The sequence below is a fragment of the Shewanella sp. K8 genome, from assembly GCF_028823715.1.
In the GTDB taxonomy this organism is placed as follows: domain Bacteria; phylum Pseudomonadota; class Gammaproteobacteria; order Enterobacterales; family Shewanellaceae; genus Shewanella; species Shewanella algae.
Window position 1 is genome coordinate 1 of record NZ_JAPEHY010000040.1, and the last position, 12809, is coordinate 12809.

12 protein-coding genes are annotated in these 12809 nt (G+C 53.6%); 6 read left to right on the forward strand and 6 right to left on the reverse strand.

Going from position 1 to position 12809, the window contains the following annotated elements:
* The first annotated feature begins 353 nt into the window (after positions 1 to 353).
* The 3 genes from ON072_RS18085 to ON072_RS18095 all read left to right on the forward strand — a co-directional run bounded on the left by ON072_RS18085 (position 354) and on the right by ON072_RS18095 (position 2212).
* Positions 354 to 788: a GNAT family N-acetyltransferase gene (locus ON072_RS18085; protein ID WP_025009696.1), complete on the forward strand. Its 435-nt coding sequence runs from the start codon at positions 354 to 356 to the stop codon at positions 786 to 788.
* 54 nt (positions 789 to 842) lie between these two features.
* The gene (locus ON072_RS18090; RefSeq protein ID WP_025009695.1) at positions 843 to 1331 is read left to right on the forward strand and encodes a LabA-like NYN domain-containing protein; all 489 of its coding nucleotides are present in this window, start codon (positions 843 to 845) and stop codon (positions 1329 to 1331) included.
* 95 nt (positions 1332 to 1426) lie between these two features.
* Positions 1427 to 2212, forward strand: a complete 786-nt coding sequence (locus ON072_RS18095) for an alpha/beta fold hydrolase (RefSeq protein ID WP_107004781.1) — start codon at positions 1427 to 1429, stop codon at positions 2210 to 2212.
* Between the two features lie 97 nt (positions 2213 to 2309).
* On the opposite strand, the gene ruvB is transcribed toward ON072_RS18095, so the two are convergent.
* From ruvB to ON072_RS18125, 6 genes are all read right to left on the reverse strand, one after another.
* Complete coding sequence (gene ruvB, locus ON072_RS18100; RefSeq protein ID WP_123116296.1) at positions 2310 to 3314, reverse strand: Holliday junction branch migration DNA helicase RuvB; 1005 nt, start codon at positions 3312 to 3314, stop codon at positions 2310 to 2312.
* A 35-nt stretch (positions 3315 to 3349) separates the two neighbouring features.
* Complete coding sequence (gene ruvA / locus ON072_RS18105) at positions 3350 to 3967, reverse strand: Holliday junction branch migration protein RuvA (protein ID WP_025009693.1); 618 nt, start codon at positions 3965 to 3967, stop codon at positions 3350 to 3352.
* A complete protein-coding gene (gene ruvC / locus ON072_RS18110; RefSeq protein WP_025009692.1) occupies positions 3964 to 4485 on the reverse strand; it encodes a crossover junction endodeoxyribonuclease RuvC in 522 nt (173 codons plus the stop codon). Before ruvC ends, ruvA begins: the two co-directional genes overlap by 4 nt.
* Before the next feature lie 11 nt (positions 4486 to 4496).
* Positions 4497 to 5243 carry a YebC/PmpR family DNA-binding transcriptional regulator gene (locus ON072_RS18115; protein ID WP_039032909.1) on the reverse strand — a complete coding sequence of 249 codons (747 nt, stop codon included), beginning with the start codon at positions 5241 to 5243 and terminating at the stop codon, positions 4497 to 4499.
* Between the two features lie 106 nt (positions 5244 to 5349).
* Positions 5350 to 7131, reverse strand: coding sequence for an aspartate--tRNA ligase (gene aspS, locus ON072_RS18120; protein ID WP_025889779.1), 1782 nt, complete (start codon positions 7129 to 7131; stop codon positions 5350 to 5352).
* Between the two features lie 188 nt (positions 7132 to 7319).
* Positions 7320 to 10136, reverse strand: coding sequence for a diguanylate cyclase domain-containing protein (locus ON072_RS18125; RefSeq protein ID WP_223828952.1), 2817 nt, complete (start codon positions 10134 to 10136; stop codon positions 7320 to 7322).
* A 147-nt stretch (positions 10137 to 10283) separates the two neighbouring features.
* Here ON072_RS18125 and cmoA point away from each other — a divergent pair, with 147 nt between their 5' ends.
* The 3 genes from cmoA (at position 10284) to ON072_RS18140 (ending at position 12808) form a co-directional block, all read left to right on the forward strand.
* Positions 10284 to 11015, forward strand: coding sequence for a carboxy-S-adenosyl-L-methionine synthase CmoA (cmoA, locus tag ON072_RS18130; RefSeq protein ID WP_044734441.1), 732 nt, complete (start codon positions 10284 to 10286; stop codon positions 11013 to 11015).
* Positions 11012 to 11980 carry a tRNA 5-methoxyuridine(34)/uridine 5-oxyacetic acid(34) synthase CmoB gene (gene cmoB / locus ON072_RS18135; protein WP_107004780.1) on the forward strand — a complete coding sequence of 323 codons (969 nt, stop codon included), beginning with the start codon at positions 11012 to 11014 and terminating at the stop codon, positions 11978 to 11980. The genes cmoA and cmoB overlap by 4 nt, the downstream gene beginning before the upstream one ends.
* Positions 11981 to 12043: 63 nt before the next feature.
* Positions 12044 to 12808, forward strand: a complete 765-nt coding sequence (locus ON072_RS18140; RefSeq protein ID WP_037436565.1) for an ATP-dependent zinc protease family protein — start codon at positions 12044 to 12046, stop codon at positions 12806 to 12808.
* The last annotated feature ends 1 nt before the right edge of the window (position 12809 follow it).

The following is a 12809-nucleotide window of genomic DNA, read 5'->3' on the forward strand; positions in this document are numbered from 1 at the left end:
GCATGCCTTCAGTCAGATGCCTTGAACGCCAATTGCTGTGCAAGCCAGAGTGCCATGAGGACTTATTCGCACTTTCCTTATGCCGGTTAACTGTCAGAATAACGGTGTAAATTTTTGTCTAGTACCTGTTTCTGCCTGCGATACTGGTTCAGTTGCCAACAACTGACGGGACACAACCTAAGTTGACGGGATTAAAGTAATAAAAGTAAGGCTTTGAGCCATTTATCATTTTTTTAGCTTGCCCGGTTTGCTATTCTGCCCCCCATCATAGGGATTTGCCGAGCCCGCTAGCCAATTGGGGCGGCAAGCCTCCTAATCCCGTAACCAATTAAAATAATCCACAAGGAAGTTATATGATCCGTTCATTCGCCAAGGAAGACATGTATCCACTATTGGAAATCTGGTTGACCGCCTCCATCGATGCACACGATTTTATCGCCGCAGATTTTTGGCAATCCCAACTGGATAATATGCGCCGGGTCTATATTCCAGCAGCCGAGAACTATGTCTACCAGCATGGCGCCGAAGTGCTGGGGTTTTATTCTCTCTACGAGAACAGCCTGGCGGCTTTGTTTGTTAAACCTGCGATGCAGGGATTAGGAATTGGCAGTCGCTTACTCGAGCACGCCAGGCAGCAAAGAGAACAACTGACCTTAAGTGTTTACTGCGACAACCAGGCCAGTGTCGATTTTTACCAACGCAGGGGAGCTGTGATTATTGGCGAACAAACCTGCGCCGACACAGGCCACAGAGAATATAGCATGCAGCTGACAGGCCTCAGACCCTGAAAGTGGCTCAGATTGCCGATAAAGTTAGCGCCCTGAAGAGAAGGAACACCCGCTATGAGTGAGCAGCGAGGCAGAGTATTGATCCTGGTTGACGTGCAAAACGTCTACTACACCACCAGGCAAGCGCTCGGGCGCAATCTTGACTACAACCGGCTCTGGTCCAAAGTCACCCGTCAACGGCAGCTGGTTAAAGCCTTCGCCTACGCCATAGACAGGGGCGATAAGAAGCAACGGGAATTTCAAAATATCCTGCGGGCCATCGGCTTTGAGGTGAAACTCAAACCCTTTATCCAACGCGCCGATGGCTCGGCCAAAGGCGACTGGGATGTGGGAATTACCATAGATGCACTGGAATATGCAGATGTGGTGGACACCATAGTGCTGCTGTCCGGTGACGGCGATTTTGCCCTGTTGGCCGAAAAACTACGTCAAAAAGGTAAACGGGTTGAGGTTTACGCCGTTCCCGAATTAACTTCGTTGGCTCTGATCAATGCTGCCAGCGAATTCTTCCCCATAGAGGGAGAGTTATTGCTCGGGCAGTGAGCTGGGTTAAGGTCTGCAATCCAGTATCTGCTCTATTGCTTGGCCGGCGTGGTTTACACCGGTTAGCAAAGCCAAGTTCAAAAAGGAAAATAAACATGGAAAACAGTGGTTCAGATAAACGCCCTTATCTGATTTTGGTGCATGGTGCGCTGGCCAATGCCGAGATGTGGCAACCGCATCTTCCCCACCTTGAAAATGAGTTTGAGATAATCCCTGTCAACTTACGCCATTTCACAGGCCAAACGGACGGCGGTTTCGGCCTCAATACCCACGCCGATGACCTGTATACACAGATAAACAAATTACCGCAGAAGAAGGCTTTGTACCTCGCCGGTTGGTCTTATGGCAGCGATGTGATCCTCAATCTGCTGTTGAAGCATTCTGTTATGCCCACAGGGATATTTCTCTATGAACCCGGTTACCCTGGGGCACTCGAAGGTCAAGTGATGCAAAGCTGGGGGGACGATGCCAACAATATGTTTGCGCCGATATTTGAACGGGTCGCCAAAGGCGAGTTGGCTGCAGCTGTTGAAGCCCTGATAGATGGCTCGGGCGGTAAGCCCGGCTACTTTAGCCGCCAGGCCGAGGATATTCGCAAGCCCCAACTGGCGCTGGCTTATACTTTGCCGATGCAGCTCAATCAAACCGAGAGCCCTGCCATCACAAAAGATGCCTTGAAAGCCTTCAGGCTCCCCCAAACCTGTACCTTGATAATTGCCCACGGCAGCGATACCCGGGCACTGTTTCGCTTGGTCAGTGAGCAGACCTCAAACCTAGTTGAGAGTGCTCAACTAAGAGTGGTGAAAGACGCCACCCATATGTTGCCTTTGGAAGCGCCCGAGCGCCTGGCCGAGCTTATCAAGAAAAGTTTGCTGTCCTAGCCTCGGCGTTTTTCCAAAATCACAAAAAAAGCGGCAACCTTTCAGCTGCCGCTTTTTTGTTTTATTCCCATTCTGCCCTAGGACTTTGGCCGGTGCTTTATTCGGGCTTTATCATCTCAAAATGGCTGTAGGCCCTGGCAGTGGCTATCCTGCCCCTGGGAGTACGCTGGATAAAACCTTGCTGAATCAGAAATGGCTCCAGCACATCTTCTATGGTTTCCCGTTCTTCGCCTATAGCCGCCGCCAGGTTGTCGAGTCCCACTGGGCCCCCCATAAACTTGTCGATTATCGCCAGCAGCAACTTGCGGTCCATGTAATCGAAGCCTTCGCCGTCCACATCCAGCATATCCAGCGCTTGCTCGGCCACCAACTTGGTGATCCGGCCATCGTGTTTCACCTCGGCAAAGTCACGCACCCGTCTGAGCAGGCGGTTGGCGATCCGTGGGGTTCCGCGGGCTCGGCGGGCAATTTCCCTGGCGCCGTCAGAGTCCATCTGCAGTTCCAACATGTTGGCAGAGCGGGCAACTATGGTGCTGAGGTCATCGACATTGTAAAACTCAAGCCTCAGCGGGATCCCGAAACGAGCCCTTAACGGAGACGTCAGCGCACCGGCGCGGGTGGTGGCTCCCACCAGGGTAAATGGCGGCAAGTCCAGTTTGATGGAGCGGGCCGCCGGGCCCTCGCCTATCATGATATCCAGCTGATAGTCTTCCATTGCCGGATAGAGAATTTCTTCCACCACTGGGCTGAGACGGTGAATTTCATCAATAAACAGGACATCGCCCGGCTCGAGATTGGTCAGCAATGCCGCCAGATCGCCGGCTTTTTCCAGCACAGGCCCCGAGGTGGACTTGATATTCACCCCCATCTCATTGGCCACTATCATTGCCAAGGTGGTCTTGCCAAGCCCCGGCGGGCCGTAGATCAACATGTGATCCAAGGCTTCCTGGCGTTTTTTGGCGGCTTGAATAAACACCTTGAGCTGAGCACGAGCCTCATTCTGACCTGTGTACTCGTCCAGCAACTTGGGACGCATCGCCCGATCGATAAGCTCCTCCTGAGGAGAGCTCTGGGGTTGGATCAGTCTGTCGGCCTCTATCATGCCTTTACCTTCATTCCTCAGTTATCCGCTCCATGTTACAGCATGGATTTGAGTGCGGCCTTGATCAGGGTTTCTGAATCTATGCCTTCAACAAAGGCGCTGGAAACCGCTTTGCTGGCCTGGGCGGGTTTATAGCCCAAAGAGAGCAAGGCTGCAATGGCATCTTCTTCGGCGCTGTTTGGCGCTTCTACCGGGGTAAAGTTGGACTTGAGCACAAACTCACGCTCATTGCCGCTGGAGGCTTCCATCAGGCTCTTGAGCTTGTCGCGCATCTCAACCAATAAACGCTCGGCGGTCTTCTTGCCCACCCCCGGCAGTTTCACCAAGGTGGCGATATCGTCGCGCTCGACACAACTGACAAATTCCTGCGCCGTCAGCCCCGACAGTATGGTCAGCGCCAACTTGGGGCCGACCCCATTGGCCTTGATAAGTAACCTGAACAGCGCTCTTTCCTGCTTGGTAATAAAACCATACAGCAGCTGAGCATCTTCACGCACTACAAAGTGGGTATAGAGAGTGGTGCTCTGTTGCAGTTCCGGCAACTCATAAAAGCTGGTCAGCGGCATCTGCAGTTCATAGCCCACGCCATGCACATCCAACAACACTTCCGGAGCTTGCTTTTCCAGCAATATTCCCTGTAAACGCCCTATCATCTGTATCTTCCATAGCTGCGGGCCGTTGCCCGGCCGCCGAGGGCAACCAGACTCTGGCAAGTATGATAATGACACACGGCCACGGCGAGCGCATCTGCCGCATCCGCCTGCGGGGCGGCCGGCAGTTTGAGCAGCTGCTGGATCATGTGTTGTACCTGAGTTTTCTGGGCCCTGCCCGTCCCGACCACGGCGCTTTTGATCTGGGTCGCCGTGTATTCAGCCACCGGTAAATTCGCCACTGTGGCCGCCACTATGGCCGCGCCTCTGGCCTGCCCCAATTTCAGTGCCGAATCGGCATTTTTGGCCAGGAACACTTTCTCAATGGCAAACTGCTCCGGCTGATATTGGCGGATAATCTCCGACAGGCCGTCGAATATCTGTTTGAGACGGGAGGGAAGGTCCTCGCAGCTGGTGCGAATGCAACCGCTGCCGAGATAAATCTGGTGCCTTCCCTGACACTGGATCACGCCGTAGCCTGTGATCCGCGAGCCAGGGTCGACACCCAAAATAATCGCCATAGTCCGCCTTATCAGCCGAGGCGTTCCATCACATCATCGGCAATTTCCGCGTTGTGATAAACTTCCTGAACGTCGTCATGATCTTCCAGTGTGTCGATAAGACGCAGGAACTTGGCGGCGGTATCTTCATCCAGATCGGCCTTGGTCGATGGCACCATGGTTACTTCGGCATTCACCGCTTCAACCCCAATGGCATCCAGTGCATCTTTTACCGCACCGAAATCGGCAGGTGCAGTGTAAACATCCACAGAGCCGTCATCATTGCTGACCACATCTTCAGCACCGGCTTCCAGCGCGGCTTCCATGATGGCATCTTCATCAACGCCTTCTTCGTAGCTGATAACGCCCTGCTTGGTGAACAGATACGCCACTGAGCCATCTGTCCCCAGGTTGCCGCCGGACTTATTGAAGGCGTTACGTACGCCGGTCACAGTGCGGTTGCGGTTGTCTGTCATACACTCAACCATAACGGCGGTGCCGCCCGGGCCGTAACCTTCATAAACCACGGTTTCCAGCGCCTGGCCGTCGAGTTCACCGGCACCGCGCTTAACCGCACGATCGACTGTGTCACGGGTCATGTTGTTGGACAGCGCTTTGTCGATAGCGGCACGTAAACGGGGGTTAGAGTCCGGATCTGAGCCACCTTCGCGGGCTGATACTGTCAGCTCGCGGATAAGTTTGGTGAACAGTTTACCGCGCTTGGCATCCTGAGCTGCCTTGCGGTGTTTGATGTTGGCCCATTTACTATGACCTGCCATAGGTATATCTCCTCTCAATACCGGTTTAAATTCAAACCGGTAAAAAAACAGACCGAGGCTTATGCCCCGGTTTGATTCACACTTTTATGACTTCAAGCTCAGTCCTTCAGACTTCAGCTTTGTCGGCCGCCTTTTCAGCAACCTTGATACCCAACTCCACCAGTTGTTGTGGATTGGCCTCACCCGGTGCATTGGTCAACGGGCAGGCTGCGGTAGTGGTTTTCGGGAACGCCATCACGTCACGAATCGAGCTGGCGCCTGTCATCAGCATGACCAGACGGTCGAGACCGAAGGCCAAACCTGCGTGCGGTGGTGTGCCGTAGCGCAGTGCTTCCAGCAGGAAGCCGAATTTTTCTTTGGCTTCTTCATCTGTGATCCCGAGAATACGGAATACTGTGGCCTGCATCTCCTGGTTGTGGATACGCACAGAGCCGCCGCCGAGTTCGGTACCGTTGAGTACCATATCATAGGCGTCGGATACCGTCTCGGCCGGGTTGGCTTCCAGCTCAGCCGGAGTCACGCCCCTTGGCGCGGTAAACGGATGGTGCACTGCGTACAGGCGACCATCTGCCTTTTCAAACATAGGGAAGTCAACAACCCACAGCGGCGCCCACTCGCCCTTGAGCAGGTTAAAATCTTCACCCAGTTTCAGACGCAGCGCGCCCATGGCTTCGGCAACCACGTTGGCCTTGTCGGCACCAAACAGAATGATATCACCGCTTTGCGCGCCGGTGCGTTCCAGCAGCGCCTTGACGATATCTTCATTGAGGAACTTGAGCACAGGTGACTGAATGCCTTCCATGCCGGCAGCCAGGTCGTTGACCTTCATCCAGGCCAGACCGCGGGCACCGTAGATACCAACATACTTGGTGTAGTCGTCTATCTGCTTACGGGACAGCTCGGCGCCGCCCGGCACCCGGATAACCGCCACTCGGCCTTCAATATCGTTGGCCGGGCCGTTGAATACCGCAAACTCTACATCCTTGACCAGGTCGGCCACGTCCACCAGTTCCAGAGGGTTACGCAGATCCGGCTTGTCGGAACCGAAACGGCGCATGGCTTCGGCATAGGTCATGGTCGGAAATTCACCCAGATCCACGTTGAGCAATTCGAGGAACAGACCGCGCACCATCTCCTCAGTCTTTTGCATCACCTGCTCAGAGCTCATGAAAGAGGTTTCGATATCAATCTGGGTAAATTCAGGCTGACGGTCGGCGCGCAAGTCTTCGTCACGGAAGCATTTGACGATTTGGTAGTAACGGTCGAAACCGGACATCATCAACAGCTGTTTGAACAGCTGAGGCGACTGAGGCAAGGCGAAAAACTGCCCCTTGTAAGTGCGGCTTGGCACCAGATAGTCACGGGCGCCTTCCGGCGTGGCCTTGGTCAGAATAGGGGTTTCGATATCCAAAAAGCCGTTGCTGTCCATAAAACGACGCACGGCACTGGTGACCTTGGCGCGGAAAATCAGTCGCTGGGCCATTTCCGGACGACGCAGGTCCAGATAGCGATACTTGAGACGCTGCTCTTCGCTGTTGTTCTGGAAGTTATCCATACTCAGCGGCAGTGGGTCGGCGGCGTTGATTATGGTCAGTTCCTTACCCAGCACCTCGATTTCGCCGGTACGCATATGGGCGTTGACCTGGCTGTCGGGACGGGCTCTGACCACACCTTTAACCTGAACACAGAATTCACTGCGCAGTGTGCTGGCGACATCGAAAACCTCAGGCAAGTCCGGGTCATATACTACCTGGATCAGTCCTTCACGATCCCGGAGATCCAAAAACACCACACCACCCAAGTCGCGGCTACGGTTCACCCAACCCACCAGGGTCACTTCTTGTCCAACGTGGGACTTATTTACGTCCCCACAATAATGACTGCGCATCTGCTTTATATCCTTTATTCCGGCCTGCTGAGCTCTGGAACGATTCAACACGATAAGAGCGGCATTATAGAGAATATCTGCCACTTACCAAAGTACTTCACTTTCAGACGGTGAAGTATCAAACAGTTTACTCCCTTTGACCAGTGGCTGAACCAGGGTCAAGGCACGAGCGTTCAAAATAACAACAATCAGGCACTGCGATAACAACTGCCGCCACTCTCTTTGGCGCGATACATGAGTTGATCGGCCCGTTTGAGCAGTTCGATGGCGTTGTCGCCGTCCACCGGATACACGCTGATCCCGACACTGAGCGACAGCTGTACACTGATGTTTTGCCACTTGAGTGGCCCGGCAAGCGATTGGATCAAGTTATCCGCCACCTGGCAGACGGCATCGAAATCCTGAATTCGATTGAGTATCACCACAAACTCGTCACCGCCAAAGCGCACCAGAGTATCAGATTTACGGATCACGGCTGCCAGGCGCTGAGTGACCTGCACCAACATTCTGTCACCCACCTCGTGACCATAGGTGTCGTTTATGGCTTTGAAGCCATCGACATCCAAAAACAGCACCGCAAAACGCTCCTGCTCTCTGGCATGTTGCAAAAACGCCTGCTCCAGCCTGTCATCGAGCAGTGCCCTGTTGGGTAAGCCGGTGAGCGGATCGTGATTGGCAAGATGCTTCATCTTGAGCTCGGCCTCACGCCTTAAGCTCATTTCCCGGCTGAGGCGCCGATTGAGCTGCAACACCAGCAGTACAATAAACAGCGCAATCAAGAGTGCCAGCAGAAAATAGCCCAACCATTCCTTGTATTGTTGGCTCTTGTCGGTAATCACAGTGCCAACCCATTTTTCATGGATCCTTTGCCGTTGGCTGTCATCTATACCGCTTATTACCCGGTTAATCAAAGGCACCAAGGGTTTATAGCCGGGCGTGACGCCGATATGGCTCTTTTGATCGGCCATATCGGTTATCAGGTTCATCTTCAGCGCCGGATATTGCCCGGTAGAAAGGGCCGAGGCCAGCGATACCACTTTATCGATAAAGAGATCCGCCCTTCCCAGGTTGACGGCTTCCAACCCTTCACGCATGCCGGGCACCAACACTGGGCTTATGCCCTGGCTCTTGGCCATAAGCTCACCGGCCAACTGATAACCTTCAACAATCGCCACTCGCTGGCCATTGAGTTGTCCCAGGCTATAAAGATTCAGATGATCTACGGTGGAAACCATGGCCCAGGGCGATGGCCAATAACCGTCAGAAAAAGCCAGCGCAGCATGTTGCTCATCCCTCGCCGCCAGACTGGCGGCCATCACCACTTCGCCGCTGCCAAGCGCCTTGAGGAGATCGCGCCACTCATCAAAAGCCACGGGCAGCAGTTTAAGCCCCAACTGCTGCGCCACCCTCGCCATCACGTCGGCATTAATTCCGGCAAACTGCCCCTGCTCATCTTTGAATTCAAAGGGTGGCCAATCCTTGAGGTAACCCACTTTAAGCTCGGGCAAGCTTTCAAGATAGCCCAGCTCTGCCTGGGTCAATGGCAGCCGACTCTGATCCCTGCTGTAAACATGATCGTCACTATTGAGCATCCATTTGTTTTCCAGCGCCGCCAACTCGTCGCGGGTCAACAGGTTAAAGCCGGCGATCAGCCTTTGGGTCAGGCCATCGTCCTGGCGGCGGGTCAACACATAGATATCTGAGCTGAACTGCAAGGCTTTTGCTTGCTGGTAACCGGCCCAGAGTCCATGAGTCAACAGATAGTGCTGAGTCCAGGCCGAGGGCGAGACAAAGCCTGAGATATCGCCCCGGTCGGCGGCATTGACCATGGCATCGAGAGAGTCGAAATACTTGAGCTGTACCTTGGGCAAGGCCTGTTTCAGCTCTGTGATATAGGGTGATGATGGGAAAATCCCCAAGCGTTTGCCGTCCAATAGCGCCAGCGGACTCTCCATCTGGCCTTTGAGAAACAGACGGCTGCTTTGGGTGTGTAAGTGCCAGGCACGCTTGAGTCCAGAGCTGAGATCGTCACTTTCCGGATAGCCTATATGGGCATCGACAATCCCCTGCTTGACCTGCTCCAGAGTGCTGTTCATGCTACCGGCAACAAACTCCACCGGCACCCCGGTTTTGGCGGACCATTTGTGCCAGATATCCACATACAGGCCATGGGGTAAGCCATCCGGGCCAAGATCGGAAAACGGCTCCATATTCAGTGGCATGGCAACCGTGATCCCATGTTGATCGGCGCGATACCCCAGCCAACGCCTCTGGGTCTGAACGATAAACTCAGGAGTGATCTGGGCAAAGCCACTATCGATTTCGGCCACCAAGGCCTGCCTGCCTTTGGCGACAGCCGGCGCCACCGGTGAGTGCTTTATCAGCATCCGATTGGCGGTGGGATATTGCTGGGCAATACTGCGGGCCAATTGCCGGTCGCGAAGATACCCTTCCATGCCGGCAAACACCTTGATTTCTCCGCGGGATACCGCCTTGAGCAATGCGTCGCGACCTGGGTATAAGGCAAATGACAGGCCGGACTCCTGAGCCTTAAGATCCGATTCGTGGGACGAGCCTTTGACTATCCCTATCCGATACGGCAGCAGCTTCTCAAAACTGTCCTTGTGCCTGAGTTCAGAGTGCAGATAAAGGTATGTATCAATACGACTGATTGGCTTGGCAAATTCAAACTCGGCCTCGCGCTCCGGGGTCAGCGCCAACGCCAAGTGTACATCCGCCTTGCCTTCTTTGAGCTGCTTCAGGGAATCGTTCCAGTGCCGCGCCACTAGTGTGATGGGTCTTTGATTGACCCGGCTCCATTCCTGCCAGAGATCCACCAGGATCCCCTGCGGCTGGCCGGCATCATCAACAAATTGGTAGGGATAACTATCCTCCCCCATCACTATGACGAGTGGTTTGGCGGGGGACTGGACTTGAGTGGCCGCATCCAGCGGCAGACATACGAGCACACACAATAGACTCAAAAGAGAGGTCAGCGATTTCAAGTGCTTATTTCCTGGTAAGGCGATGTAATTATTTTGTTATTCCTGCACTATTAGACAAAAAATTTGCGTCAATTACCAGAGCGCACTTGCTGCTTTCACGCGGGATTCGGTAAAATACGTCATTGATTTTCCCGCACAAGATTTCAGATGAACACTTCTCAAGACACCATATATGCGACTGACTGCGGTCAGGTCTCAGACTTTGCTTTTGATGACAGGGTAGCCGGCGTATTCAGCGATATGATCCGCCGCTCTGTGCCGGGTTACGGCCAGATCATCAACACCATTGGCGACTTCGCCGAGCGCTTTGTGACACAAGACAGTAAAGTCTATGATTTAGGGTGTTCTCTTGGCGCGGCAACTTTAAGTATTCGTAGGCGTATTGAAGGCAAGGGCTGCGAGATTATCGCCGTCGACAACTCGCCGGCGATGACCGAGCGCTGCCAGGAGTATCTCAATGCTTATGTCAGCGATACCCAGGTGCAGCTTATTTGTGGTGATATCCGTGATATCGCCATCGAAGACGCCTCCTTGGTGGTGCTCAACTTTACTTTACAGTTTCTGCCGCCCGAGGATCGCGATACCCTGATCCAGAAAATATATGCTGGCTTAAGACCCGGTGGCGCCTTGGTGCTGTCGGAAAAAATCCGCTTCGGCGATGAGGTTATCCAGCAAGTACTGGATGAACATCATCTGGATTTCAAACGTGCCAATGGCTATAGCGAGTTGGAGATCAGCCAAAAGCGCAGCGCACTGGAAAACGTGATGAAACCTGATCAACTCAGCAATCACTACAACAGATTATCCCAGGCCGGTTTTGCCCATTACGGTGTCTGGTTCCAGTGCTTCAATTTCACATCCATGGTAGCTATCAAGTGATCAGTTTCAGTAATTTCTATCAACAGATTGCCGACTCCAATCTGCAGCATTGGTTGGAAACACTGCCGGCCAAACTCGGCGACTGGCAAAGAGAGCACAAGCACGGTGCCCTGCCCAAGTGGGAGAAAGTGCTCGCCAAGCTCAATTACCCCAGCCCCGACAGCCTGGATTTCAAAGACAGTGTCACCATAGGCTCCGGGGAGCAACTGGCAACGGGGCAGCGGGAAAAACTGGAAAACCTGCTGCAGTTGCTGCATCCCTGGCGCAAGGGGCCATTTCATATCCATGGCATTCATATCGATACCGAGTGGCGCTCCGATTGGAAGTGGGAGCGGGTCGCGCCCCATATCAGCCCGCTGGCAGGCAGAACCGTGCTGGACGTGGGTTGCGGCAGCGGCTATCACATGTGGCGCATGTATGGTGAAGGCGCCAAAATGGTGGTAGGTGTCGACCCCTCTTCACTGTTTTTATGTCAGTTTGAAGCGGTCAAACGCCTGGCCGGCGGGACTCCGCCGGTGCACCTGCTGCCTTTGGGTATAGAAGAACTGCCGCCACTGGACGCCTTCGATACTGTGTTCTCCATGGGAGTGCTGTACCACAGGCGCTCACCAATTGACCACTTGTTGCAATTGCGTGATCAATTGCGAACCGGAGGTGAACTCATTTTGGAGACTTTGGTCATAGAAGGTGATGAAAATGCCGTACTGCTGCCACGGGATAGATATGGAAAGATGAATAATGTATGGTTTATTCCGTCCGTTGCCGCGTTGCAACTCTGGCTTGAGAAGTGCGATTTTCGTGAGGTTCGCTGTGTCGACGTCGATGTCACTTCACTGGCCGAGCAACGCTCCACGCCTTGGATGCGCAACGAATCTCTGGTGGATTACCTCGATCCGACCGACATCAATTTGACAGTGGAAGGTTACCCCGCCCCCAAACGGGCAACCTTTATCGCGATTAAGTAAGTCGAGTTCACCGAACCCTATATAAAAGTGACGCAATCTGGAAAACAGAATACAGGAAGCACTATGTTGAAACAGACGATTTCAATCGCCGTCATGGCCTCCATGGCAACACTTGCCGGCGGCTGCGCCAGCACTCAGGAAGTGGCAAATGCCCCGGTGCCGGTCGACGCCCAGACCTTGCAGTCCAACCTCGCCTCTCAGGAAGCCAGCATAGTCAATGTGATTGCTCAGGCTCAGAATCAACAGCAACAGCATCTGGATGCCTTGAATACTCAGCTTCAGGGTTTGCAACAGCAGATGAAGAAACTGCAGCAGCCCCCCAAGGAAACCATCAAGGAAGTACAGGTGCCTGCGCCCTGCGAAGCTTCACCTATTGGCGACAAATATATTCTCGGTGAAGTCGAGAGCGTCTTTATCGATGAACTGAATGCCAGTTTCGATACCCGTATCGATACCGGTGCCGAATCCTCTTCACTCGATGCCCGCAACATTATTCTGTTTGAACGTGATGGCGCCCAGTGGGTTAGATTCGATGTGATGATCAATGGCGCGGATGCGCCGGGAAAAACTTTCGAATCCAAGGTGGTACGTTTTGTGCGTATCAAGCAAGACGCCGATGAAAAAGACGATCGCCGTCCGGTGATCCACGCCCACCTTAAAATAGGCAAATATGCCGCCGAAACCGATCTTAACCTTACCGACCGCAGTCACCTCGAATATCCTTTGCTGCTCGGCCGCAAGTTTATGAAAGACATAGCCGTTGTCGACGTAGGCCAAGCTTACCTGCACGGCAAAGCCAAAGACTTAGTGATTTCGAGCCATAAATAGG

Excerpts from the sequence above, each read along its gene's own strand:
- ON072_RS18085 (WP_025009696.1), top strand. The coding sequence starts at position 354 with ATGATCCGTTCATTCGCCAAGGAAGACATGTATCCACTATTGGAAATC.
- ON072_RS18090 (WP_025009695.1), top strand. The coding sequence starts at position 843 with ATGAGTGAGCAGCGAGGCAGAGTATTGATCCTGGTTGACGTGCAAAAC.
- ON072_RS18095 (WP_107004781.1), top strand. The coding sequence starts at position 1,427 with ATGGAAAACAGTGGTTCAGATAAACGCCCTTATCTGATTTTGGTGCAT.
- ruvB (WP_123116296.1), bottom strand. The coding sequence starts at position 3,314 with ATGATAGAGGCCGACAGACTGATCCAACCCCAGAGCTCTCCTCAGGAG.
- ruvA (WP_025009693.1), bottom strand. The coding sequence starts at position 3,967 with ATGATAGGGCGTTTACAGGGAATATTGCTGGAAAAGCAAGCTCCGGAA.
- ruvC (WP_025009692.1), bottom strand. The coding sequence starts at position 4,485 with ATGGCGATTATTTTGGGTGTCGACCCTGGCTCGCGGATCACAGGCTAC.
- ON072_RS18115 (WP_039032909.1), bottom strand. The coding sequence starts at position 5,243 with ATGGCAGGTCATAGTAAATGGGCCAACATCAAACACCGCAAGGCAGCT.
- aspS (WP_025889779.1), bottom strand. The coding sequence starts at position 7,131 with ATGCGCAGTCATTATTGTGGGGACGTAAATAAGTCCCACGTTGGACAA.
- cmoA (WP_044734441.1), top strand. The coding sequence starts at position 10,284 with ATGAACACTTCTCAAGACACCATATATGCGACTGACTGCGGTCAGGTC.
- ON072_RS18140 (WP_037436565.1), top strand. The coding sequence starts at position 12,044 with ATGTTGAAACAGACGATTTCAATCGCCGTCATGGCCTCCATGGCAACA.